Raw genomic sequence first — 22,167 nt, 5'->3', positions numbered from 1 at the left:
CCCTCGCGGGTGGTGTTCTCGGTGAAGGAGCCGACCAGCTCGTCCTTGCCGGCAAAGGCAATGGCGTGGACGAGGAAGTCGATCGTGCCCCACTTGTCTTCCAGCGCCTTGAAACAGGCATCCATGGAGGCGTCATTGGTGACGTCTGCCTGGACCATGAAAGACTCACAGGGCAGGCTCTCGACCAGCGGGCGGACCCGACGCTCGAGCGCTTCATCCTGGTAGGAAAAAGCGATCTCGGCGCCCTGGGCGGCCAATTGCTGGGCAATGCCCCAGGCAATCGAGTTCTTGTTGGCGACGCCCATGACAAGTCCGCGCTTGCCCTTCATCAGCTCGCCGGCCGGAAACACCGTGTCGCTCATCGTGAAATCCCCTCCTGGATCAGATGACGTCTTTTACGACGCTTTAGATTTTTTCGAAAACGACCGTGCCGTTGGTGCCGCCAAAGCCGAAGGAATTCGACATGGCGGTCTTGATCTCGGCGTCACGGGTCTCGGTGATGATGGGCAGGTTGAGCGCCGCAATGTCCGGATCCATGTCGAAGACATTGATCGACGGGGCGACGAAGCCCTCCTTCATCATCAACAGCGTGTAGATGGCCTCATGCACGCCAGCCGCGCCGAGCGAGTGGCCCGTCATCGACTTCGTGCCCGAAATCATCGGCGCGCTGTCGCCGAACACGGCCTTGACCGCTTCCATCTCCTTGATGTCGCCGACCGGCGTCGCGGTGGCGTGCGGGTTGAGATAGTCGATCGGGTTCTTGACCGTCTCCATGGCCAGTTTCATCGAGCGAATGGCGCCTTCGCCGGACGGGGCGACCATGTCATAGCCGTCCGAGGTGGCGCCATAGCCGGTCACTTCGGCGATGATATTGGCACCGCGGGCCTTGGCCCGCTCATACTCTTCCAGCACGACCACACCGGCGCCGGCGCCGCCGACGAAACCGTCGCGATCCTTGTCGAAGGCGCGCGAAGCCTGTTCCGGCGTATCGTTATACTTGGTCGACATGGCGCCCATGGCGTCGAACAGGTTGGAGAGGGCCCAGTGGATCTCCTCGCAACCGCCGGCGAACATGACATCCTGCTTGCCCCACTGGATCTGCTCGGTGGCGGCACCGATACAGTGCAGCGAGGTCGTGCAGGCCGAGGTGATGGAATAGTTCACGCCGAGGATCTTGAACGGCGTGGCCAGGGTGGCTGAAGCCGTCGAACTCATCGCCTTGGGCACCGCGAACGGACCGATCCGCTTGGGACCCTTCTCGCGCGTGATGTCGGCGGCATTGACGATGGTGCCGGCGGACGGGCCGCCGGACCCCATGATGATGCCGGTGCGGTGGTTGGAAATGTCGTTTTCTTCCAGTCCACTATCCGCAATGGCCTGTTCCATCGCCATATAGTTCCAGCCCGCGCCTTCCGACATGAAGCGGTAGACACGCTTGTCGACATGCTCGGCCGGATCGATCTTGGGCTTGCCGCCGACCTGGCAGCGAAAGCCCAGCTCGGCGAAGCTTTCCATGCGGCCAATGCCGCTTTTGCCGTTTTTCAGGGACGCGGTGACTTCCGCGGCATTATTGCCGATCGGGGAAATCACGCCGAGTCCGGTAATGACAACACGACGCATGAGGCTCTCCTGGGTCAGGCCATTTCGCCGGGCTTGAACAGGCCCACGCGCAAATCCTTGGCAGTATAGATGGTCTTGCCATCGACTTCGACACGGCCATCACCGATGGCCATGATGAGGCGGCGCTGGATGACGCGCTTCAAGTCGATGACATAACGGACGGTCTTGCAGTCAGGCGTGATCTGGCCGGTGAATTTCACCTCGCCGACGCCCAGGGCGCGGCCCTTGCCGGGATTGCCCTTCCAGCACAGGAAGAAGCCCACCAGCTGCCACATGGCATCAAGGCCCAGGCAGCCCGGCATCACCGGGTCGCCCTTGAAGTGGCATTCGAAGAACCAGAGGTCGGGATTGATGTCGAGTTCAGCGACAATCTGGCCCTTGCCGTATTCGCCGGTTTCGTCATCGATGTGAGTGATGCGATCCATCATCAGCATGGGCGGCGCGGGGAGTTGTGCGTTGTCGGGTCCCCACATCTTCCCATTGCTGGAGTCGATCAGGTCGTTATAGCTGAAAGAGCTTTTGCGTTCAGTCATGTAGCCGATCAGTTGCGCCTCGTGTGAAGGCGCTTGGCGATCACCGGGCTGGTCAATAAAACCCGGCCATCCGTGGTCAGCCGAGCAGATCAGGGCAGAGCGGTATCATGCGCGACGGAGGGGCTCAAGGCGGGGTTGCCGTCGCTGTCCTCGCCGGTCTCGCCGTCCAGCTCCTGTGGATACACGCCCCACAAGGTGTGGGGCCGTACCCAGCCGCGAAATCCCTGGGCCTCGACACGGCACCAGCCCGTACGGCAGCGTTCAAGCGAGAGGATGACTCCGGCCTCTGCAACCGCTTCGATGGGCGAGCTGTCGCTGTCGCGGGCATGAAGCGTGGTCTCTTCCAGCGTGTAGACCGAGCGCCGGCCCGACAGGATGGATCGGTGCATCCAGGTGATCTCGCCCTCCGGGTCGCGTACGCGGCGCCAGTCCGGTGTTTCGGCGATGACTTCCATCGGCAGTCCGGCGCGCAGATAGCGCCAGGCGATCGGATGCTGCGACGAGGGGCCCGAGCGGCCATTGGCGACATCCACCTTGAGCGACACAAAGCGCGGCACGGCCTGGCCCGACGGGGTGGCGGTGTGTTCCGTGTCCTGGGCATGAAGCGCTGCCGGGCTGGCGAGACAGGCAAGGCAGGCCAGGGCGAGAGCGGATGTGATGGCGCGGATCATGCGGGACTCCTTCGCCTCCTGTGGTGCGCTGCTTCGGTGAATAGGCGGTAAATCGTACGGAAAATCCTCGCGTGATTTGCACACGGCACGCAATCGTGTCGCGCGGGAGGATGAAATTCCGCTCCGCCTGCCTATATTTGCACGATCAGTCCGGTTGGCAGGTGCCGTCCGGGACCCGAATCGGGAGGGGATTCCATGAGTTTTCGTCTGGCCATTACCAGCGCCGCAGCCATTTTGGCCGCCGGCAGCGGCGTTGCCGCGCCCGCCCTGTCTGCAACCACGCAGCAGCCTGAAGTCACGGCGACCTCGACCGATATGGGCAATGGCGTCCACATGATCTCGACCGGGATTGCGGGCAATCTGGCAATCCTGACCGGTGAGGACGGCATTGTGATGGTCGACGACCAGCTGCCGAATACCGGGCCGGTCATCGAAGGTGCCATTGTTGAAATCGCCGGTGAAGGCGCGCCGCGCTTCATCGTCTCCACGCATTGGCATGGCGACCACTCCGGCGGAAATGCACATTTTGCCCGGCTCGGCTCGACGATCGCGGCGCACCACAATATCCGCGCCCGGATCGAGGCGGCAGACGACGCCTGGACACAGGAGCCGGGCGCCCTGCCGATCCTCACATTCGGCGAGGACCTGACTTTTCACATGAACGGCCAGACCGTTGAGGTCACCCACGTTCCGGCGGCCCACACCGATGGTGATGCCTTCGTCCACTTCCGCGAAGCCGACATATTGCACATGGGCGATGTGTTCTTCTCGGGCTGGTTCCCCTTCATCGACATTGCGTCCGGTGGAACGGTCGATGGTTTTCTCGCGGCGATGGAGCGTGGCCTGGCCATGGCCGGCCCGGACACCCGCATCATTCCCGGCCATGGCCCCTTGTCGACACGGACCGAGCTGGAAGCCTCGATCGCCATGTTGCGTGAGGCCGCCTTCCGCGTGCGCACGCTGGTCGAGGGCGGTGCTGACCTCGACATGGTGCGGGCAGCCGAGCCGCTGGCCGACTTCCATGACGACTGGAACTGGGGCTTCATCACGACCGATCGCATGGTCGAGACGCTCTACAATGACGCCGTGGGCAATGGCCGCTCTTTCTCGCGCTGAGATGTGAAGCGTCTGACCAAGAGTTAAACCAGCGACCAGATTCCTGTGAGGTCATGGCGTCCACAAAGGGTGCCATGACCACCTCTTCGCCCCCTCCGGCCCCGCAAGGGCCGATGCCCGCGCCGGCGCGTTTCCGCAAGCCGCTCGGTTTTCTCGCCGGCCTCGCGGCCGGGCTCGCGCTCTGGCTGATCATCGCCCTCGTCACCGGCAGCATCCTGCTTGGCGTTCTGTTTGGCCTGGCACCAGGCCTGGCGATCGGGCTGGGATTGCAGCTGACGGCGAAACGCTAGCCCTGGCCGCTGCACGCGGGGCAGGCCGGATCCTTGTCAAGCGTCACCGTGCGGCTTTCCATCGACAGGCCGTCGAACAGGTGAATGCGGCCGTCCAGGGTCTGGCCGGCGGCGCAGATGTGCTTGATCGCTTCCAGCGCCATCATCGAGCCGATCACGCCGGTCAGGGCGCCGACAACGCCGACCCGCTCGCAGGTTTCCGCATCCGGAGGCGTCTGCGGCACCCAGCAGCGATAGCAGGGCGCTTCCGGGCGGGCATTGAAGATCGAGACCTGGCCGTCCCAGCGACCGACAGCGCCCGAGATCAGCGGTTTGCCGGTGGCGAGGCAGGCGGCATTGACCGCATAGCGGGTCTCGTAATTGTCACACCCATCGAGCACTAGATCCGCCTTCCCGATCAGGCGCTTGGCGTTCTCACCATCGATCGCCTTCACGACCGGTTTGACCCGCGTTCCCGGGTTGAGCGCACGCAGGGCCCGGGCCGCGGTCTTGGCCTTGGCGGTACCGATCTGGCCGGTGCGGTAGATGATCTGGCGCTGCAGATTGTCGACACTCACCGTATCGGCATCGATCAGGCTGATCGTTCCGATCCCGGCGGCCGCCAGATAGAGGCTGGCCGGCGCGCCCAGTCCGCCGGCGCCGATGATGGCAACATGGGTGCGGGCGAGGGCCTGCTGGCCGGGTCCGCCGATTTCCTTGAGTACAAGGTGGCGGGCGAAACGGTCGATATCGATTTCCGAGGTCATGCCCCCTAGGTGACGGGATTGGCGCTCCGCATCAAGGGCAAACCTGATTTAGCACCCCGGCGGCCCGCTTTGCGGGCTTGTTCCCGGCGCGAACAGGGGCAATCTGGCGCCATGTCCGTTCCCGCCAATCCGACCCTGCCCGCCCCGACCCTGCCCGCACCGGCCCTGCCCTTACTGGCCCTGTCCGAGCATCAGGAACGCCTGCTCGACTGGCTGGCAACGGCGCGGCCGAACGTCTTCCTCACCGGGCGCGCCGGGACCGGCAAGACGACCTTGATGCGCGAATTCCTGCGCCGGGCCGGGCCGCGCGCTGCCGTGATCGCGCCGACCGGTGTGGCGGCGATGCAGGCGGGTGGCCAGACCATCCACTCCTTTTTCCATTTCCCGCCACGCATGATCGGCGCCCGCGATATCCGCAAGGTGCGCCACCGCCGGGTCGTGCAGGCGCTGGAAACCCTGGTGATCGACGAGATATCCATGGTGCGCGCCGACATGATGTGGGCGATCGACAAATCCTTGCGTCTCAATCGCGAGCGCAATGAGCCCTTCGGCGGGGTCCAGATCGTGCTGGTCGGTGATCTCGCGCAATTGCCGCCGGTGATCCAGGGCGCCGAGGCGGAATATCTGGAATCGACCTATGGCGGGCCCTTCTTCTTTCATCCGGAAAGCTTCCGCGATGCCGGCTTTTCCTATGTCGAGCTGGAGCAGGTTTTCCGCCAGACCGACGAGTATTTCGTCGACATCCTCAATGCGATCCGCGATGGCGATCTCGACAGTGACAAGGCGGCCGACCTGAATGAGCGGGTCACCGGGCGCTCCGGTCTGGAGGCCTCGCTGTCGCATATCGTGCTGACGGCCACCAACGAGACGGCCTGGCGCATCAACCAGGCGCGGCTGGAGGGCTTGCCGACCTCGCACAAGGCCTTCGAGGCCAAGGTCGAGGGGCAGTTCGACCCGCGGCTCTTCCCGGCCGAGGAGCCGCTCATTCTCAAGATCGGTGCCCGCGTCATGCTGACCCGCAACGACCCGCAGGGGCGCTGGGTCAATGGTACGCTGGGGCAGGTGGAAGGCTTCGACGAGAAGGCCGTGCGCGTGCGCATCGGCGAGACCGTGCATGCGATCGAGGCCCAGAAATGGGAACGCAATGCCTATGCCTTCGATCCGGAAAAACAGGCCCTGACCAAGACAACCGCCGGTGCCTTCACGCAGTATCCGTTACGGCTGGCCTGGGCGATGACCATCCACAAGGCCCAGGGCCTGACGCTGGACAAGGTCTATCTCGACCTCGCCCGCCGCCTCTTCGCCCACGGCCAGGCCTATGTTGCCCTGTCCCGGGCGCGCTCGCTGGAGGGGCTGGAATTGTCACGCCCCCTGACACCCGGAGATGTCATCTCCGACCCGCGGATCTATGACGTGACCGCCTTCTGTGATCCGGCTCCCGCGAGTGTGAGTGCTTGAAACACGCGAGACCTTTCCTTCTCCCTTGGGAGAAGGTGGCCCGCAGGGCCGGATGAGGGGTATGTTCCCGCAGACCACCGGGATTTACCCCTCACCCTGACCCTCTCCCAGGGGAGAGGGAATCCGGGGATCAGTCCTCGAACAGTGCCGTCGACAGATACCGCTCCGCAAAGCTCGCGAGGATCACCACGATCGTCTTGCCGGCCATGTCATCGCGCTTGGCGACGTCGATGGCGGCTTTCAGTGCGGCGCCGGAGGAGATGCCGCCGGGCACGCCTTCCAGCTTGGCGACTTCGCGCGCAAAAGCGAAGGCGTCGTCATTGGAGACTGTCACAACTTCATCGATCAGCCCGGTGTCGAGAATGTCCGGCACGAAACCGGCGCCAATGCCCTGGATCTTGTGCGGGCCGGGGGCGCCGCCGGACAGGATCGGGCTGTCGGTCGGCTCGACGGCGACGACGTGAAAGCCCGGCTTTTTTTCTTTCAGCACCGAGGCGCAACCGGTCAGCGTACCGCCCGTGCCGACGCCGGAGACCAGGACATCGGCCTCGCCGGCCGTGTCATTCCAGATTTCCAGCGCGGTGGTCTTGCGGTGGATTTCCGGATTAGCCGGATTGGCGAACTGGCTTGGCATCACTGCGCCGGGCGTGGCGTCGATGATTTCCTGGGCCTTGGCGATGGCGCCCTTCATGCCCTTGGCGGCTTCGGTCAGGACGAGTTCGGCACCGAGATGCTTGAGCAGCTTGCGGCGCTCGATCGACATCGATTCCGGCATGGTCAGGATCAGGCGGTGGCCGCGCGCGGCGGCAACAAAGGCCAGGCCGATCCCGGTATTGCCCGAGGTCGGTTCGACCATGACCGCGCCCTCGCCCAGCTTCCCGGCCGCTTCCAGCGCATCGATCATTGCCACGCCGATCCGGTCTTTCACCGAAGCCAGCGGATTGAAGAATTCCAGCTTGGCCAGGATGCGGCCCTTGGCGCCATGCGCGGCGGCGAGCTTTTTCAGCTCGACCAGCGGCGTATTGCCGACCGTGTCAGCGATGGAGGCGTAGATGCGGCCGCGGCCGGGTGTGTCGGTCATGTCAGATCTCCGTTTGCGGCCAATGTAGGTGTCCGCCAGCCAAGCGCCAGTGACGACTGTGTCAGTCGTACCGGCTATTTCGTACCGGTGGAGCCGAAACCGCCCGCGCCGCGCCCGGTTTCGTCGAGCGTGTCGGCGACCTCCCAGACCGCCTGGGTGACCGGGGCGACGATCATCTGGGCGATGCGGTCACCGCGATTGACGACGAAATTGGCCTTGCCGTGATTGATCAGATTGACCCGGATCTCGCCGCGATAGTCTGCATCCACGGTGCCTGGCGTGTTCACACAGGAGATGCCGTGCTTGGCGGCCAGGCCCGAACGCGGGCGGACCTGGGCTTCGAAACCGGCGGGCAGGGCGATGGCGATCCCCACGGGGATCAATCGCCATTCACCAGGCGGAATCGAGACGGGGGCGTCAGCCGGGACAGCGGCGCGCAGATCCATGCCGGCGGACTGGGCGGTCTCATAGGCCGGCAAAGCGAGGCCCTCATAATGATCGAGCGGTTTGATCTTCACGGGCACGGTCGACATGGCAGCATCCTGGCTGGCGAGTGATGGGGCGCATCAAAGCCAAGCCCGGCTGATTTGGCCAGTGCCTGACGCGCTAGACGCGTGCTTCGGCAATCCGGGCCGCCAATCGCCGGCCGATTTCGCTCTTCTCGGCCCGATCCCAGCTCTCCACGCCGTCTGCAGTGACCAGCAGGACGGCATTCTCGGCGCCGCCCATCACATCGCCGGAGACATCATTGGCGACGATCCAGTCGCAGCCCTTGCGCTTGCGCTTGGCGACGGCGAGGGTTTCGACATCATGGGTCTCGGCTGCGAAACCGATGACCAGGCCGGGTCGGCCGTCGCCCATCTGCGCGATCGTCTTGAGAATGTCCGGATTCTCGACCAGCGGCAGGCTGGAAAAGCGCGCCTTGTCGAGTTTGAGCTTGCGGTCGGATGGCTCGGCCGGGCGCCAGTCGGCGACGGCTGCCACGGCGATGAAGACATCGGCGGGCAGGGAGGTCTCGACGGCTGCCAGCATGTCGCGCGCCGTCTCGATATGGATGGTCTCGACGGCGTCCGGGTCCGGCAGGGCCGTCGGGCCGGCAACCAGCGTCACCCGGGCGCCCAGCGCGGCGCAGGCGGCGGCGATGGCATAGCCCTGCCTGCCCGAGGAGTGGTTGGAGATGAAGCGGACCGGGTCGATCGGTTCACGCGTCGGTCCGGCCGTGACCAGGACGTGGCGACCCTTCAGCGTGTCAGCCATTCAGCAGGCTCACGACGGCATCGGCAATCGCCTCGGGTTCGGCCAGTCGGCCCGGACCAAACTCGCCGCAGGCCATCTCGCCCTCGTCCGGCCCGACGAAATGCACGCCATCACCCCTGAGGGTCGCCAGATTGCGCCGGGTCGCCGGATGCTCCCACATGCGCACATTCATCGCCGGAGCCATCAGGACGGGCTTGTCGGTCGCGAGCAGGGTGGTGGAGGCGAGGTCATTGGCCAGGCCGGTCGCGGCCTTGGCCATCAGGTCGGCGGTCGCCGGTGCGACAACAACGAGATCGGCCGAGCGCGACAGCTCGATATGACCCATCTCGGCTTCGTCGGTGAGATTGAACAGCTCGCCATAGACCTTGTCGCCGGACAGGGCCGAGACAGACAGCGGCGTGACGAATTCGCTGCCGGCGCGGGTCAGGATGCAGCGACTGGCAATGCCGCGCTTTTTGAGGGTCCGGACCAGTTCCAGCGCCTTGTAGGCAGCAATTCCGCCGCCAATGATCAGAAGAATGGACTTGTCGGCCACGTCATGCCTCCGCTGAAAGTCCCGTACAGGTAAACCCTCAGCGGTGAAATCCCAAGGCTCTCCGGGGGTGAGCTTCAGCTCAGTCGACCAGATGCCGGATCTTGTGGGCGTCCGAGGTCAGGGCGGCGCGCTTGTCCATGATGTGGCGGTAGAAGGCGCCCATCGAGAGTTCGATATCGTAGTGGGTGATGCGTGAGAGGGCGGTGATGTCGTCGGTCTTGAAGCTGCGGCGGTCGGCCATGGCCAGCTCGACGATGCGCGCGAACATGTTGGAATAGGCGGCCGTATAGACATGCGGCGGGAATTCCAGCTTGGCGTGACGCTCGCCCATGCCTTCGGTGGATTCGTAATAGTGCTCGTCGAACCGGGCCGAGAACAGCTCGTCGCAATGGGCCAGCATCCCGGCGCGCAGATAGGTGACGTTGTCGTCAATCTCGAAATAGTGCGCGACATCCGGATTGCCGATCAGGTGATCGAACACTGTTTCAAGCGCCTCTTCGGCGTATTTCATGAGGCGTGACTTGAGGTGTTGCACGCGATCAATCACATCCTCGTCGATGCGAAAGAATTCCCGCTGCAGGCTTCTTGCCTCGTCATTCATGATGAAATCCCTTGCCATGCAGGGAATAAACACATGCGTTTCTTTCGATTTTGTGTAAATCGCGGCGAGATTTTAGCCAAATGCCAGCATCGCTGCAGCGCCAGCGGCGGCAGCCCCTGCCAGCCAAGCGAGGCGCAGAAACCAGGGGCGCAGTTTCGGTCCGCCGCCCAGTGACAGTTTTCCGGCCTTGAGCTGGGCGCCCACTTCGGCCCAGTCATCGACGGCGTCCGGCAGGCGGCGCAGGGCATCATGCAGTCGCGTGAGGTCCTCGCCGAGGTCGCGGATCCGGCCTTCAGGGCCCAGTTCACGCTTCATCCAGGCTTCGACAATCGGGGCGGCGGCGCCCCACATGTCGTGCCGGGCGTCCAGCTGTCGCGACACGCCTTCGCACTGGACCATGGTCTTTTGCAGCATCACCAGTTCCGGGCGCAGGCGCATGTCGAACAGGTCGGTGATCTCGAACAATTGCAGCAGGACGCGCGACATCGGCACCTGGTCGGCCGTCTTACCGAAGATGGGTTCGCCGACGGCGCGCAGCGCGCTGGCAAAATCCTCGACCGAATGGCGTGCCGGGACATAGCCGGCCGCGAAGTGGGCGCGGGCGGCGGCCATGTAATCGCGGGTCAGGAAGCCGTGAAGGATGAGGGCAAGGAAGCGCCGTTCGGCGCGACCGATCCGGCCCATGATGCCGAAATCGACAGCCCAGACCGTACCGTCGGTGCGGGCAAAGAGATTGCCGCCATGCATGTCGGCATGGAAGACGCCGCGATCGAGGGCCGTCGACAGGAAGGCCCGGGTCAGCCGGGTCGCTAGCGCGGACCGGTCGATGCCGCTCGCCCTGATCGCGTCCATGTCCGAAAGCGGAATGCCGTCAATCCATTGGGTTGTCAGAATGCGCCGCGAGGAGCGCGTCCAGTCAACTGTGGGGATGTGATAGTCCTCGGCGACGGCGGCCGCCTCACCGAGCTCGGACGCCGCCGCCGCTTCCAGGCGAAGATCGGTTTCGACGGTCAGCGAGCGCGATACGGTCTCGACAAACTTCCGCGGTTCGAGGCGGCGGCTGGCGGGCGCGAAACGCTCGGCCAGGGCGGCGCCCAGGCTCAGCGTGCGGATATCGCGCGCAATCCGGTGTTCGATGTCGGGGCGCAGGATCTTGACGGCGACGACAGATCCGTCCGGCGTGACGGCCTTGTGGACCTGGGCGATCGAGGCGGCCGCGACGGGCGGACCGAAGTCGCTGAACAGGGCGTCAACCGGCTCGCCGAGCTCGGCCTCGAGCACGCGACGTGCTTCGGCGTCACCAAAGGCCGGCATCCGGTCCTGCAGTCGCGACAGGCCGCGGGCAAAGCGTTCACCGATCACATCGCCACGGGTTGCCAGGATCTGGCCGAATTTCACATAGGACGGGCCCAGCTTTTCCAGCGCGCGGGCCAGGCGTTCACCCGGGTTCTCGGCCAGGTCGCGACGGCGGAACACCCGCATGGCCGCGCCCAGCCAGCGCGCTGGCGCCGGATAGAGTGACTGGTACTCGGCCGGCAGGATGGCGTCATGCCGGGCCAGGGTCAGGCCGGCGCGCATCAGGCGCGCGAAAGATACGAGGCTGTCAAACATTGTTTGTCGGTTTAGTGTCCTTGGTGGAGCTTGGCGAGCGTGGCGTGAAGTCGCGCCGGCGATCGACTGACCGATCAAGGCCTTGTTGAAGGAATGAAGGCGTGAAGCACCGGATTGAATTCGACCCGGTCCGACAGCTCGGGGTGGTGCATTACCACGGTGAAGTGAGGCCGGAAGACCCGGCCGAGCTCATGCGCGAGCTGGTCGCAAAGCCGGGCTGGACGCCGCGCTGTGATCGCATTGTCTTGTATGATCATGCCGATCTGGGTGAGCTCACTGCCGCCCGGTTCAAGCGGGTTGCCGCGCATTTGCAGCCGGTCATCGCGCAATTCTATGGCCAGGCACCGAATTTTTCGGCGCATGTGTGCTCGAATGCCCTGCAGCGCAGCTCGCTGGAATACTGGATGGCGCTCGGATCGGCTCTCTATTCGCCGTCGATGGCGTTGTTCGAGAGCCGGGCTGAAGCCGAGGCTTGGCTTGCAGACCAGCGCGGCGCGCTCGCGACACCCTAGGCCCAGCCGACATGCAAGGCGGCAATGCCGCCGGAGAAGTTGGTGTAGCTGACATTGCGGAAGCCGGCGGCGCGCAGCTCGTCGGCGAAATCATCCTGGTTCGGGAAGCGGCGGATCGACTCGACCAGGTATCGATAGCTGTCGCGGTCCCGGGCGACGTAATGGCCGAGCTCCGGCATCACGTTGAAGGACCAGGCGTCATAGATTTTCTCCCAGGCCCGGCTGGTCGGGCGGGTAAATTCCAGACAGAGAAAGCGTCCGCCGGGCTTGAGCACGCGGCGCATCTCCTTCAGGGCCGCCGCCCGGTCGGTGACATTGCGGATGCCGGTCGAGATGGTGACGCAATGCGCGGTACGATCCGGCAGGGGCAGGCATTCGGCATTGCCGGTGACCCAGTCGATGCGGCCTTCCTCGTGCGGCTTCAGGCCGCGCTTCACGCCGGCGCGCAGCATCTGCTCATTGATGTCCAGAACAATGGCCGTCGCCTTGCGGTCGCTGCCCCGGCGCTCGGCCACGGCGTCGGCCTTGGCCAGGAAACTGCGGGCCAGATCGCCTGTGCCGCCCGCCACATCAATGTGCAACTCGCCCGGCTGCGGGTTGGCGCGTGTCATCACCATGTCTTTCCAGACCCGGTGGATGCCCAGCGACATCAGGTCGTTCATCAGGTCATAGCGGCGCGCGGACCGATCAAACACGCCGCGCACCAGCGAGGCTTTTTCCTCGCGAGCGACATCGGTGAATCCGAAGGAAACGGTTTCGGTCTCGTGTTCGGGCCGGTCGGGGGTGTGGGTGTCAGGCGTAAGGCTCATGCCTGCGAACATAGACAGCCTCACCCCCGCCGCAAAGCCGCGAGAACGGTCCCTGGTGTCGCACCTGCGCGTGATTGCGATCCGGGCTGACTCGTCAGGCGAGGACCCTACGGGCCAGCGGCGCTGTCAGGGCGCGTCGGGCCTGCCAGGCATGGGCGGCGACGAAGCGGCGGGCCCGCGACATGATGCGGCGGCCACGGGCCAGCGGGCCGATCCCCATGATCTCGTCGCGCGGCTTGCGCCGGGCCAGGCCTTCGACGCAGCCCTCGACCAGGCGGAACAGGCGCAGCCGGTCGATGACCGGATTTAGCAGGTTGGTGACCGTGCAATAGCGTGTGTTGTGGGCGTGCGTGTGGTGCTGCCAGTGTTCTTTCGGGCTCAGCAGGACGCCACGCCTTTGCAGCCAGTGGACGAGCGGCGGGCGCTTGCGCTTGGGCTTGTGGTTCCAGACATGGATTTCGCTGGCAAACATGCCGGTGGCGAGGGCGCTGAGAGTAAAGGCATTCAGCCAGCCCAGCGCGATAAAGGCCGCGAGGAAGACGAGGCTCAGGGCCAGGTTGGGGCCGTAGCGCGACCAGAAGCTGGCGCGGGTGCAATCAAGCGGCCGGGCGTGGTGATTGATGGTCGGCCAGTAGACATGCTGGCCGAGGATCGGCGTCTTCGGATCGCCATAGGTGTCGATATACCAGTGCACGATCCCGCTCATCAGGTCGGCGAACAGGATGCCCAGTCCGATCTGGGCGACAATCATCGCTGCTGACAGGACAATATCCATGTGGTCAAACATCAGGCCTCGTCTCCCTAATTCCCGAAGGCGCGCAAAGATGAGCCGGGAAATGGGGCGAAAATGTAACCGTCTGAATGTAAAGATGATTCACACCGAAAATGCCTGAATTGCCTGAAGTCGAAACGGTCCGAAAGGGCCTGGTCCCCGCCCTTGAGGGGCGCCGCATCCTGGCCGTCGAGCTCAACCGGCCCGATCTGCGCTTTCCCTTTCCCGCGCGTTTTGCGGAACGATTGACCGGCAGCCGGGTCGAGCGGATCGACCGGCGCGCCAAATATCTATTGCTGCGGCTGGACAGCGGCGAGACGATGATCGGCCATCTCGGCATGTCCGGACGCTTCTCGATTGAGGCCGGGGGCGAGGCGGCGCTGCCGGGCGATTTCGTGCACGCTGCACCGGCCAACCCCAAGCATGACCATGTGGTGATTCATGCCGAGGGCGGCGTGACGGTGCGCTATAATGACCCCCGCCGCTTTGGCTATATGGACCTCTTTGCCACAGACGCCGAGGCGAGCCACAAGGTGCTCGGGGCGCTGGGGCCGGAACCGCACGGCAATGAATTCTCCGGCCCCTATCTGGCCGCGGCACTGGCAGGACGGCAGACGCCGGTCAAATCCGCCCTGCTTGACCAGTCGATTGTCGCCGGGCTGGGCAATATCTATGTCTGCGAAGCCTTGCATCGCTCCGGTATCAGTCCGCGCCGCCTCGCCGCCAGTATCTCCGGCGTCAGGGCCGAACGCCTCGCGACAGCCGTGCGGGCGGTGATCGTCGAAGCCATCGAGGCAGGCGGTTCGTCGCTGAAGGATTTCGCCGCGACCGACGGGGCGCTGGGTTATTTCCAGCATCGTTTCCGGGTCTATGACCGGCTGGGGGCGCCCTGCCCGACCGAAAAATGCGACGGCACAATCCAGCGGATTGTCCAGTCCGGCCGCTCAACCTGGTTCTGCAGCGCCTGTCAGCGCTGAACCGAGCCCGGCGGGATGGTGGCGCTGCGAGTCCCGCTAGCCTGCCCGTGGCGAGCGGCTAGGCTGGTTTTGTCCCCGCCTGTCCTGGTGAGGACCCCCTTCTGTCCCGGTGAGGTTTGTCCATGTCCGCCCAATTCCGTTTTCGCAGCGCTGTGCGTGGCTTTCTCGGCGCCGCGCTTCTGGCCGGAGGCACCCTGCTGGCGTCCACCGCTCAGGCCCAGTCCACTGACTACGCGGCGATCGAGGCCGACCCGGCCGTCTGGCATCTCTCCGACGCCGATTCCGACGTCTATATCTTCGGCACATTCCACATTCTTCCGCCGGGCCTCGACTGGCTGACGGAGGAGCTGCAGGCGATTCTTGCCAGCGCCGACATGCTGTATGTCGAGGCCGATGTGCACTCGCCGGAAGCCCAGGCCCAGATGCAGCAGCTTGTCATGCAGCACGGGCTCAATCCGCCCGGCGTGACACTGTCTTCCCTGCTTTCGGACGAAGCCAATGCCGCGCTTGCCGAGTTCGCGCCGACCGTTGGCGTGGCGCCGGCCATGCTCGAGCCGCTGCGCCCCTGGCTGGCCCAGGTCATGCTGGCGGTGACCCAGATGCAGGCGCTCGGCCTTGATCCCAATGCCGGAGTGGAAAGCCGCTTGCTGGCCCTCGTCGCCGGCACCGGCACGCAGATGGGTTATTTCGAGACCGCCGAGCAGCAGATCCGGTTTCTCGCCAGTGTTCCGGATGATGTGCAGATTCGTGCCTTCGGTCAGGGTCTCGCGGATCTCGAGGACCTGCCGGCCCAGCTGGACGAGCTGGTGACGGCTTGGGCGACCGGTGAGATGGCTGTGCTCGAGGACCTGGTCAATGGCAGCATGCGTGAAGAGACGCCAGAGGTGTACGAGACACTGATCGTGGCGCGAAACCAGAACTGGGTGCCCCAGATTGCCGATATAATGGCGGGCGACGGCACGGTCTTCATCGCCGTCGGCGCAGCGCACCTGCCCGGCGAGGATGGTGTCATCCACCTCCTGCGTGAAGCCGGGTTCGAGGTCACGCGGCAATAGGCATCGATCCCGCCGGGTGACTCAAACGGGTCAGCCGGTATCGACGCTTGCTTCGCGCTGCGTTATAGCGGCGCGGCTTTTCCCGTGCGGGACTTCCGCGCCGTCAGATGGAGCGCCGAAATGGGCTACAAGACGATCCAGTACAAAACCGAGGGCCGAGTGGGTGTGATCACGCTCAACCGCCCCGAAGCACTCAACGCCCTGTGTGATGAGCTGACCACCGAACTGGCGGCAGCACTGGCCGCCTGCGAGGCCGATGACGAAATCGGTTGTGTGGTGCTGACCGGGTCGAAGAAGGCTTTCGCGGCCGGCGCCGACATCAAGGAATTGCAGTCACGCGACATGGTCGGCCTCTATAACAAGGACCCGTTCGCGGAGACTTGGGAGGCGGTGGCCCGCTTCCGCAAGCCGATCATTGCCGGCGTGTCCGGCTATGCGCTCGGCGGCGGCTGCGAGATCGCCATGATGTGCGATTTCATCATCGCCTCGGAGACTGCCAAGTTCGGCCAGCCCGAGATCAATCTCGGCGTCATGCCGGGTGCCGGCGGTACGCAGCGCCTGCCGCGCGCCGTGGGCAAGGCCAAGGCCATGGACATGTGCCTGACCGGCCGGATGATGGATGCCGAGGAGGCCGAGCGCGCAGGTCTCGTGTCCCGCGTGGTCCCGGCTGACGATTTCATGGATGTGGTCATGGAAGCGGCCGAGGCGATCGCCTCGAAGTCGCTGCCGGTTGCCATGATGACCAAGGAGACGGTCAACCGCTCCTTCGAGATCGGCCTGACCGAAGGGGTTCGTTTCGAGCGCCGGGTGTTCATGTCGCAATTCGCGCTTGAAGATCAGAAGGAAGGCATGGCTGCCTTCGCCGAAAAACGGGCTGCACATTTCAAGCATCGCTAGGTGGCTAGACGCAGTGGGCGGTTGACGCCCAGCCCGCAAGGGCCTATACGCCGCCGCTCACGGATTTAGCCGGGAACAACGTTCCGGCCGCATAAAGAGGTTTACATCCATGGCCAACACCAACTCGGCCAAGAAAATGGTCCGCAAGATCGCTCGCCGCACGGCCGTCAACAAGGCGCGCCGTTCGCGTGTCCGCACCTTCGTCAAGAAGGTCGAGACGGCGATTGCGTCTGGTGACCAGGCTGCCGCCAAGACCGCTCTGGTCGAGGCTGAGTCCGAGCTGATGCGCGCTGTCGGCAAGGGCATCTACCACAAGAATACCGGCTCGCGGAAAGTCTCCCGCCTGTCGGCTCGCGTAAAGTCGATGTCGGCCTGATCCGACACGTCTTGCCGGAACGGACATGATGGTACGCCCGGGACACACGTCCCGGGCGTATTTCTTTGTGCGTGTGCGGCAGCCGGCAAGCATGAAACTTCGCATCTGCCGCATGAATGTATTCATTCAATTAATCTGCGTACGGAGGGTTGCCTTCTTGCGAAAGAGTCGTTCCTCGAACCTGTTTCTGGCTCCGCGTGGTTCATAAAAAGGACCATTCGCACAGTCACATATCTGTCATAAAGCCCAAGCTTCGATCCGATCACGGATTTCCCGTGTCAAGCGAAGAATCTCGGATTTTGGAAGCTGAATCATGTTGACCGAAACCGGCCCCGGAGTAACCTTTGGGCTCCTGAGGGCGACTATTCCCATGCGGAAAAATTTCCGGCAGCAGCACCACCGGGTGAGGTGCAGCGGGCGGGGGGATTGTGCCAAAATTACAAACACATAGCTCTCGCACATGCGGGAGAAAAACAAAAGTGTAACCAACGATGGCATTTAACAAATTGGCTGTTTCCGAGGCGAAGACTGCCACCTTTGACGGGGTGGATGCGGGAGGGATTTCTGCGATATGGCGCCGGGTCCGTGCACATCTGCGCGAAGAGTGTGGACCGGCTCTGTACTCACAGGAAATTGCCCGTCTGCGGGTCCGTCTGGCCGAAACCGGTGCCCTGATCATCATCGCGCCGAGCAGCTTCAACCGCGATTGGGTCGAAGATCACTGGGGTGCGCGTATTCGCGCACTTTGGGCCGAACTCGACCCCACGCATCGCGAAATTCTCCTGCTGTCTGAAGGTGAAGGTCAGCCGCAACCGCTGGTCGCGGCGCGCTCCTCCGTGACCGGACAATCGACAGGTGCTGCCCGTGCCTTGAAGCCGGCTGAACCGGCAGAGTCCGCCGACAATGCCCTGATCGACGCGCGTTTCACGTTCGACAGTTTTCGCGTCGGTCCGGCCAATGAGGTGGCCGCCGCTGCTGCACGGACCATGGTCGGTGCAGCGACGCCGCCCTTCAACCCGGTCTTCTTCTATGGCGACTACGGTGTCGGCAAGACCCATCTTCTTCATGCCGTTGCGTCGGCGGTCCAGATCACCACGCGGCCACGTCGTGCGCTGTATTTGACTGCCGAGGAATTCCTGTCCGGCTTCGTGACGGCCATGAAGGCGCGCGACACCATCTCCTTCAAGGAAACGGTGCGCGGCGTTGATGTCCTGTTGATCGATGATGTCCACTTCATCGCCGGCAAGCCCAAGACCGAAGACGAATTCCTGCACACGATCGCGGCCCTGGTGGCCGAGAACAAGCAGGTTGTCCTGGCATCGCACAAGCCGCCGGCCGAGCTGCAGATGCAGGATGAGCGCCTTCGCTCTCTCCTGACCGGCGGCCTGTCCTGCCCGCTCGGCAAGCCCGATCTCGACCTGCGCCGCCAGATCCTCGATTGCAAGATCGCGCAGGCGACCTGCCATTACCCAACTTTCGACGTGTCCGAGGCGGTCCGCGATTTCCTCGCAGCCCGTATCACATCGAGTCCGCGCGAGATGGAAGGCGTCCTGAACAATGTCATTTGCCGGACAGCACTGATCGGGCAACCGGTCACGATGGAAGTCGTGTCGACGGCGCTACGTGAGTTGTCGCTGAGCTCCGAGCGCCGCCTGACGGTGGACGAAATCCAGAAGGTCGTCGCAACCCATTTCGGTGTCACGCCGGCGGATATCTGCTCCAAGCGCCGGACCCAGTCCGTCGTTCGTCCGCGTCATATCGCCATGTATCTGGCCAAGACACTGACCACGCGCTCGCTGCCCGATATCGGCCGTCGTTTCGGTGGCCGGGATCACTCGACGGTGATCCATGCGGTTTCGAAAGTGACTCAGATGATCGATGCGGGGGACCCGGTCGCCGACGAGATCGACGCCCTGACCCGGGAGCTGCAGGGCTGAGCCTGGCAGAGACGTCCCGGAAATTCGCGTTAACGCTGGATAAATCTCTTGCGAATGCGCGAATTCATGTATCCTCTTTGACCCATCCCGAAGGCATGGGCGCGTCGCGTCCGTTGCCGTCAAGACAGACAAAGATCTTCGACGTAGATTCAGGAAGCTGACGCAGAAGACGTTGAAAGCGGAACGCGAGATATGAAGCTGACGATCGAGCGCGCGACGCTCCTCAAGGCACTGGGCCATGTTCAGGCCGTAGTCGAAAAGCGCAATACCATCCCGATCCTGTCGAATGTGCTGATCTCGGCCGGCCCGGACGGGGCCAGCTTTGCGGCGACCGATCTGGATATCGAGATCCTCGAGACCACCGATGCCCGCTGTGACGGCGAAGGCCTCGTCACGGCACCGGCCCATACGCTCTACGACATCACCCGCAAACTGCCCGACGGTGCAGATGTGACGCTGGAGATGACGAGCGGTGACCCCCGCCTGACGCTGAAGGCCGGCCGGTCCAGCTTCTCGCTGCCATCGCTGCCGCCCGGCGATTTCCCGGTCATGCCGACCGAGGATCTCGAGCATCGTTTCAAGGTGCCCGCCCGTGAGCTGGCCCGCCTCATCGACAAGACCCGTTTCGCGATCTCCACCGAGGAGACGCGCTATTATCTCAATGGTATCCATCTGCACGCCGCCGAGCAGGATGGTCGCAAGACCCTGCGTGCGGTGGCAACCGACGGTGTCCGCCTCGCCCTGGCCGAAGTCGACCTGCCCGAGGGTGCCCAGGGCATGCCGGGCGTGATCGTGCCGCGCAAGACGGTGCAGGAAGTCAAACGCCTGCTCGAGGATGCCGATGACGAGGTCGAAGTTTCGGTCTCCGAAGGCAAGATCCGTTTCCGGCTCGGCAAGGCCGTGCTGACCTCCAAACTCATTGACGGCGCCTTCCCGGACTATGAGCGGGTCATCCCGCGCGGCAATACCCGCCTCATGTCGGTCGAGAACAAGCGTTTCGCCGAGGCTGTTGATCGTGTCGCCACGATCTCGGTTGAAAAATCCCGATCGGTGAAGCTGTCGCTGGGCGCCGACGCCCTTACCCTCGCCGTCAACAATCCGGAAAGCGGACAGGCCGAGGAAGAGCTCGCCGTGTCCTATTCGGACGAGGGTTTCGCGATCGGCTTCAATGCGCGCTACATGCTTGATGTGGCCTCCCAGATCGAAGGCGATGAAGCCCGCTTCCATTTCGCCGATGCCGCCTCGCCGGCCCTGGTCACCGACAGTGGTGATCCGGACGCGCTCTACGTGCTGATGCCGCTGCGGGTGTGACGGACGGCGCCGACACAATGAAGACTGCGTCACCGCCGCCGGTTCCACCTGCGGCGGTTCGTCGTTTGCGGCTGACGAATTTCCGCAGCTATCGCGAACTCGATCTGGAATTGGGCACAAGCCCGGTTGCCCTGTTCGGGGAGAACGGGGCTGGCAAGACCAATCTGCTCGAGGCCCTGTCCTTCCTCGCGCCGGGCCGGGGCCTGCGCTCGGCGGGAGCAGACGGGGTGGCGCTGCGGCAAGGTGGTATGGACGCGCCGGAATGGGCGGTCTTTGCCGAAGCCGACACGCTGGAAGGCGGTTTCCGGCTCGGCGTCGGTGCCCGTGGGACTGCGCGTCGTGAAACCCGCATTGATGGCGAGCCCGCGGCGCAGAATGCGCTCGCCCGCCTGCTGCCGATGATCTGGCTGACACCGGCGCAGGATCGTCTGTTTGCCGGCCCGCGAGCCGATCGTCTGAAATTCTTTGACCGCCTGGTCCACGCTGCCGATCCGGCCCACGCCGATGCGGCCAGCGCCTATGAGAAAAGCCGGACCCGGCGCCAGCGCCTGCTCGACGAGGGCGGCCAGGATCCGGCCTGGCTCAGCGCCATCGAGGTTGAAATGGCCGGGCATGGTGTGGCCATGGCCGCCGCCCGGCTGGACGCCCTGATCCGCCTCCAGGGCGAGATCGACCGGCGGCCGGAAGGCGTTTTTCCGCGAGCAGATCTGGCGCTGGACGGCACTGTTGAGGCCGATCTGGCCGAGGGCATGACGGCCGCAGAAGCCGAAGACCGTTTCCGCGCAGCCCTGCGCGAGGGGCGCCGCCGCGATGGCGCGGCTGGCCGGACACTGACCCGCGGGCCGCACCGCACCGAGTTGCTGGCGCGGCACCGCGGCAAGGACCAGCGGGCCGGTGATTGTTCGACCGGTGAGCAAAAGGCCCTCATTCTCACCCTCGCGCTGGCCCAGGCACGCGCCCTTGGCCGGCAATGGGGCGTCGCGCCCTTGCTCCTGCTCGACGAAGCCTGTGCCCATCTCGATGCGGCGCGGCGCGAGGGTCTCGCTGCCGAGATCCTTGCATCCGGCTCACAGGCCTGGCTGACCGGGGTCGAAAAAGTCCTGTTCGAACCCTTTGGTGCCGCAATCCAGTTTCATGAGGTTCGCGACAGCGAGGTATTCCGGCTCTAGGCCGGCAGCGCCCCTGTGTCTTCGGCCTCGCTGCGCGCGTCAGACGCTTCATGTGCGTCGACCAGGGCCAGCAGGGCGCCGGCCAGTGCGTCGGCGATGGCGTGGATGATGATGGCCGGCCACAGTGATCCGCCGAGCAGCACGACGACCGTCATCAGCGCGGTGATGGGGGTGATGCGGATCATGCCGGACGGCCCCTGATAGGCATGCGCCAGGATGAAGATCGTCATCGAGGTCAGCGCAGCCGCCCAGACCGGCATGATGATGGCCAGCGTGGCGAGCAGGAAGCCGCGAAAAATGACTTCCTCAGTGACCCCGGCTGTCAGGGACAGGAGCTGAAATCCGGCATGATCGCCGGCAGTGCGTGGCCGGATCAGGTCGAGGCCGTCAGTCTTGGCAAAGTCCTGGCGCAATTTGATGCGGGCCTCACGGCTGAGCGCCGTGACGAGCAGGCTGTAAAGTGCATATCCGACGGACGCCGCGACGAAGCCCCAGGCCAGCCAGCCACCCCATCCCTGCGTGGACTGCAGTCCCATGTCGGCAAAGGGGCGCCCGGCGAGCGCCCAGCAGGCGAGGCAGGCGGCGCACATCAGCCAGAGCAGGATGGCGGTATTGCGGTATTGGCGTTGCACCGGCTTGGTTGGCGCGTCAGGCCCGAGGCGGCGATGCCGGAGGTCGCGGAAAATGGTGAAACCGAACATCAGGATGATGGCGGCGAGTCCGGCGAGCAGTGCGGGTTGGTCGAGCAGCGGCTGCATGGGGTGTCCCTCCTGTATGGCTTGACCCTGGCGCGGGTCACGTGCGATCAAGGTCAATAACGAGAATGCGAATTC

The 22,167-nt window shown here is 64.3% G+C and carries 23 protein-coding genes and 1 pseudogene; 11 read left to right on the top strand and 13 right to left on the bottom strand.

Annotated elements, in window-relative coordinates:
- From QZZ02_RS04190 to QZZ02_RS04175, 4 genes are all read right to left on the bottom strand, one after another.
- The coding region (locus QZZ02_RS04190; protein WP_291842597.1) for an SDR family oxidoreductase at positions 1-362 on the bottom strand (362 nt) is incomplete at its 3' end.
- Positions 363-405: 43 nt separating this feature from the next.
- Positions 406-1,620 carry a beta-ketoacyl-ACP synthase I gene (gene fabB / locus QZZ02_RS04185; protein ID WP_291842596.1) on the bottom strand — a complete coding sequence of 405 codons (1,215 nt, stop codon included), beginning with the start codon at positions 1,618-1,620 and terminating at the stop codon, positions 406-408.
- A gap of 14 nt (positions 1,621-1,634) precedes the next feature.
- Positions 1,635-2,153, bottom strand: coding sequence for a bifunctional 3-hydroxydecanoyl-ACP dehydratase/trans-2-decenoyl-ACP isomerase (gene fabA, locus QZZ02_RS04180; protein ID WP_291842595.1), 519 nt, complete (start codon positions 2,151-2,153; stop codon positions 1,635-1,637).
- An 89-nt stretch (positions 2,154-2,242) separates the two neighbouring features.
- Entirely contained in the window at positions 2,243-2,824 is a 582-nt protein-coding gene (locus tag QZZ02_RS04175; protein ID WP_291842594.1) for an SH3 domain-containing protein, read from the bottom strand.
- 195 nt (positions 2,825-3,019) lie between these two features.
- Between QZZ02_RS04175 and QZZ02_RS04170 the strand changes: the two genes are divergently transcribed.
- Both QZZ02_RS04170 and QZZ02_RS04165 read left to right on the top strand, forming a co-directional pair.
- Positions 3,020-3,940: an MBL fold metallo-hydrolase gene (locus QZZ02_RS04170; protein ID WP_291842593.1), complete on the top strand. Its 921-nt coding sequence runs from the start codon at positions 3,020-3,022 to the stop codon at positions 3,938-3,940.
- A gap of 53 nt (positions 3,941-3,993) precedes the next feature.
- On the top strand, positions 3,994-4,230 hold the full coding sequence (locus tag QZZ02_RS04165; RefSeq protein WP_291842592.1) for a hypothetical protein: 237 nt from the start codon (positions 3,994-3,996) through the stop codon (positions 4,228-4,230).
- Here QZZ02_RS04165 and QZZ02_RS04160 read toward each other — a convergent pair.
- Complete coding sequence (locus QZZ02_RS04160; protein WP_291842591.1) at positions 4,227-4,976, bottom strand: HesA/MoeB/ThiF family protein; 750 nt, start codon at positions 4,974-4,976, stop codon at positions 4,227-4,229. The genes QZZ02_RS04165 and QZZ02_RS04160 overlap by 4 nt on opposite strands.
- A 111-nt stretch (positions 4,977-5,087) precedes the next feature.
- On the opposite strand from QZZ02_RS04160, the gene QZZ02_RS04155 reads away from it, so the two are divergent.
- Positions 5,088-6,434 (top strand): AAA family ATPase, encoded by a 1,347-nt coding sequence (locus QZZ02_RS04155; RefSeq protein ID WP_291842590.1) that lies wholly within the window; start codon positions 5,088-5,090, stop codon positions 6,432-6,434.
- Positions 6,435-6,564: 130 nt separating this feature from the next.
- Here the strand turns inward: QZZ02_RS04155 and cysK are convergent, their stop codons facing one another.
- The 5 genes and pseudogenes from cysK to ubiB form a co-directional block, all read right to left on the bottom strand.
- On the bottom strand, positions 6,565-7,515 hold the full coding sequence (cysK, locus tag QZZ02_RS04150; RefSeq protein ID WP_291842589.1) for a cysteine synthase A: 951 nt from the start codon (positions 7,513-7,515) through the stop codon (positions 6,565-6,567).
- Between the two features lie 74 nt (positions 7,516-7,589).
- A complete protein-coding gene (dut, locus tag QZZ02_RS04145; RefSeq protein ID WP_291842588.1) occupies positions 7,590-8,048 on the bottom strand; it encodes a dUTP diphosphatase in 459 nt (152 codons plus the stop codon).
- A gap of 73 nt (positions 8,049-8,121) precedes the next feature.
- Positions 8,122-9,307: pseudogene (gene coaBC, locus QZZ02_RS15040) on the bottom strand (bifunctional phosphopantothenoylcysteine decarboxylase/phosphopantothenate--cysteine ligase CoaBC).
- Between the two features lie 79 nt (positions 9,308-9,386).
- Positions 9,387-9,908 carry a protoglobin domain-containing protein gene (locus tag QZZ02_RS04130; RefSeq protein ID WP_291842585.1) on the bottom strand — a complete coding sequence of 174 codons (522 nt, stop codon included), beginning with the start codon at positions 9,906-9,908 and terminating at the stop codon, positions 9,387-9,389.
- Between the two features lie 72 nt (positions 9,909-9,980).
- Complete coding sequence (ubiB, locus tag QZZ02_RS04125) at positions 9,981-11,519, bottom strand: 2-polyprenylphenol 6-hydroxylase (protein ID WP_291842584.1); 1,539 nt, start codon at positions 11,517-11,519, stop codon at positions 9,981-9,983.
- 101 nt (positions 11,520-11,620) lie between these two features.
- Between ubiB and QZZ02_RS04120 the strand changes: the two genes are divergently transcribed.
- The gene (locus QZZ02_RS04120) at positions 11,621-12,031 is read left to right on the top strand and encodes a hypothetical protein (protein WP_291842583.1); all 411 of its coding nucleotides are present in this window, start codon (positions 11,621-11,623) and stop codon (positions 12,029-12,031) included.
- On the opposite strand, the gene QZZ02_RS04115 is transcribed toward QZZ02_RS04120, so the two are convergent.
- Together QZZ02_RS04115 and QZZ02_RS04110 are read right to left on the bottom strand one after the other, a co-directional pair.
- Positions 12,028-12,840, bottom strand: a complete 813-nt coding sequence (locus QZZ02_RS04115; protein WP_291842582.1) for a class I SAM-dependent methyltransferase — start codon at positions 12,838-12,840, stop codon at positions 12,028-12,030. The two genes, QZZ02_RS04120 and QZZ02_RS04115, sit on opposite strands and share 4 nt — an antisense overlap.
- A 94-nt stretch (positions 12,841-12,934) precedes the next feature.
- The gene (locus QZZ02_RS04110) at positions 12,935-13,627 is read right to left on the bottom strand and encodes a fatty acid desaturase CarF family protein (RefSeq protein WP_291842579.1); all 693 of its coding nucleotides are present in this window, start codon (positions 13,625-13,627) and stop codon (positions 12,935-12,937) included.
- A 98-nt stretch (positions 13,628-13,725) separates the two neighbouring features.
- Between QZZ02_RS04110 and mutM the strand changes: the two genes are divergently transcribed.
- From mutM to recF, 7 genes are all read left to right on the top strand, one after another.
- Positions 13,726-14,589, top strand: coding sequence for a bifunctional DNA-formamidopyrimidine glycosylase/DNA-(apurinic or apyrimidinic site) lyase (gene mutM, locus QZZ02_RS04105; protein ID WP_291842578.1), 864 nt, complete (start codon positions 13,726-13,728; stop codon positions 14,587-14,589).
- A gap of 122 nt (positions 14,590-14,711) precedes the next feature.
- Complete coding sequence (locus QZZ02_RS04100; protein ID WP_291842576.1) at positions 14,712-15,644, top strand: TraB/GumN family protein; 933 nt, start codon at positions 14,712-14,714, stop codon at positions 15,642-15,644.
- Positions 15,645-15,764: 120 nt separating this feature from the next.
- Entirely contained in the window at positions 15,765-16,541 is a 777-nt protein-coding gene (locus tag QZZ02_RS04095) for an enoyl-CoA hydratase (protein ID WP_291842575.1), read from the top strand.
- A gap of 109 nt (positions 16,542-16,650) precedes the next feature.
- Entirely contained in the window at positions 16,651-16,917 is a 267-nt protein-coding gene (gene rpsT / locus QZZ02_RS04090; protein ID WP_291842574.1) for a 30S ribosomal protein S20, read from the top strand.
- A 491-nt stretch (positions 16,918-17,408) separates the two neighbouring features.
- Complete coding sequence (dnaA, locus tag QZZ02_RS04085; RefSeq protein WP_291842573.1) at positions 17,409-18,854, top strand: chromosomal replication initiator protein DnaA; 1,446 nt, start codon at positions 17,409-17,411, stop codon at positions 18,852-18,854.
- A 192-nt stretch (positions 18,855-19,046) separates the two neighbouring features.
- Positions 19,047-20,165 carry a DNA polymerase III subunit beta gene (dnaN, locus tag QZZ02_RS04080; protein WP_291842571.1) on the top strand — a complete coding sequence of 373 codons (1,119 nt, stop codon included), beginning with the start codon at positions 19,047-19,049 and terminating at the stop codon, positions 20,163-20,165.
- A gap of 17 nt (positions 20,166-20,182) precedes the next feature.
- Positions 20,183-21,334 carry a DNA replication/repair protein RecF gene (gene recF, locus QZZ02_RS04075; RefSeq protein ID WP_291842570.1) on the top strand — a complete coding sequence of 384 codons (1,152 nt, stop codon included), beginning with the start codon at positions 20,183-20,185 and terminating at the stop codon, positions 21,332-21,334.
- Here recF and QZZ02_RS04070 read toward each other — a convergent pair.
- On the bottom strand, positions 21,331-22,092 hold the full coding sequence (locus QZZ02_RS04070) for a CPBP family intramembrane glutamic endopeptidase (RefSeq protein WP_291842569.1): 762 nt from the start codon (positions 22,090-22,092) through the stop codon (positions 21,331-21,333). The genes recF and QZZ02_RS04070 overlap by 4 nt on opposite strands.
- Positions 22,093-22,167 lie beyond the last annotated feature (75 nt).

Source organism: Maricaulis sp. (assembly GCF_015665295.1).
Lineage (GTDB): Bacteria > Pseudomonadota > Alphaproteobacteria > Caulobacterales > Maricaulaceae > Maricaulis.
The sequence above is the reverse complement of the archived record's forward strand: the minus strand, read 5'-3'. Positions and strand labels throughout refer to the sequence as shown.

Excerpts from the sequence above, each read along its gene's own strand:
- QZZ02_RS04110 (WP_291842579.1), bottom strand. The coding sequence starts at position 13,627 with ATGTTTGACCACATGGATATTGTCCTGTCAGCAGCGATGATTGTCGCC.
- dnaA (WP_291842573.1), top strand. The coding sequence starts at position 17,409 with ATGGCATTTAACAAATTGGCTGTTTCCGAGGCGAAGACTGCCACCTTT.
- rpsT (WP_291842574.1), top strand. The coding sequence starts at position 16,651 with ATGGCCAACACCAACTCGGCCAAGAAAATGGTCCGCAAGATCGCTCGC.
- QZZ02_RS04095 (WP_291842575.1), top strand. The coding sequence starts at position 15,765 with ATGGGCTACAAGACGATCCAGTACAAAACCGAGGGCCGAGTGGGTGTG.
- cysK (WP_291842589.1), bottom strand. The coding sequence starts at position 7,515 with ATGACCGACACACCCGGCCGCGGCCGCATCTACGCCTCCATCGCTGAC.
- QZZ02_RS04165 (WP_291842592.1), top strand. The coding sequence starts at position 3,994 with ATGGCGTCCACAAAGGGTGCCATGACCACCTCTTCGCCCCCTCCGGCC.
- ubiB (WP_291842584.1), bottom strand. The coding sequence starts at position 11,519 with ATGTTTGACAGCCTCGTATCTTTCGCGCGCCTGATGCGCGCCGGCCTG.
- recF (WP_291842570.1), top strand. The coding sequence starts at position 20,183 with ATGAAGACTGCGTCACCGCCGCCGGTTCCACCTGCGGCGGTTCGTCGT.
- dnaN (WP_291842571.1), top strand. The coding sequence starts at position 19,047 with ATGAAGCTGACGATCGAGCGCGCGACGCTCCTCAAGGCACTGGGCCAT.
- QZZ02_RS04100 (WP_291842576.1), top strand. The coding sequence starts at position 14,712 with ATGTCCGCCCAATTCCGTTTTCGCAGCGCTGTGCGTGGCTTTCTCGGC.
- QZZ02_RS04160 (WP_291842591.1), bottom strand. The coding sequence starts at position 4,976 with ATGACCTCGGAAATCGATATCGACCGTTTCGCCCGCCACCTTGTACTC.
- fabA (WP_291842595.1), bottom strand. The coding sequence starts at position 2,153 with ATGACTGAACGCAAAAGCTCTTTCAGCTATAACGACCTGATCGACTCC.
- QZZ02_RS04155 (WP_291842590.1), top strand. The coding sequence starts at position 5,088 with ATGTCCGTTCCCGCCAATCCGACCCTGCCCGCCCCGACCCTGCCCGCA.
- dut (WP_291842588.1), bottom strand. The coding sequence starts at position 8,048 with ATGTCGACCGTGCCCGTGAAGATCAAACCGCTCGATCATTATGAGGGC.
- fabB (WP_291842596.1), bottom strand. The coding sequence starts at position 1,620 with ATGCGTCGTGTTGTCATTACCGGACTCGGCGTGATTTCCCCGATCGGC.
- QZZ02_RS04170 (WP_291842593.1), top strand. The coding sequence starts at position 3,020 with ATGAGTTTTCGTCTGGCCATTACCAGCGCCGCAGCCATTTTGGCCGCC.
- QZZ02_RS04115 (WP_291842582.1), bottom strand. The coding sequence starts at position 12,840 with ATGAGCCTTACGCCTGACACCCACACCCCCGACCGGCCCGAACACGAG.
- mutM (WP_291842578.1), top strand. The coding sequence starts at position 13,726 with ATGCCTGAATTGCCTGAAGTCGAAACGGTCCGAAAGGGCCTGGTCCCC.
- QZZ02_RS04070 (WP_291842569.1), bottom strand. The coding sequence starts at position 22,092 with ATGCAGCCGCTGCTCGACCAACCCGCACTGCTCGCCGGACTCGCCGCC.
- QZZ02_RS04130 (WP_291842585.1), bottom strand. The coding sequence starts at position 9,908 with ATGAATGACGAGGCAAGAAGCCTGCAGCGGGAATTCTTTCGCATCGAC.
- QZZ02_RS04175 (WP_291842594.1), bottom strand. The coding sequence starts at position 2,824 with ATGATCCGCGCCATCACATCCGCTCTCGCCCTGGCCTGCCTTGCCTGT.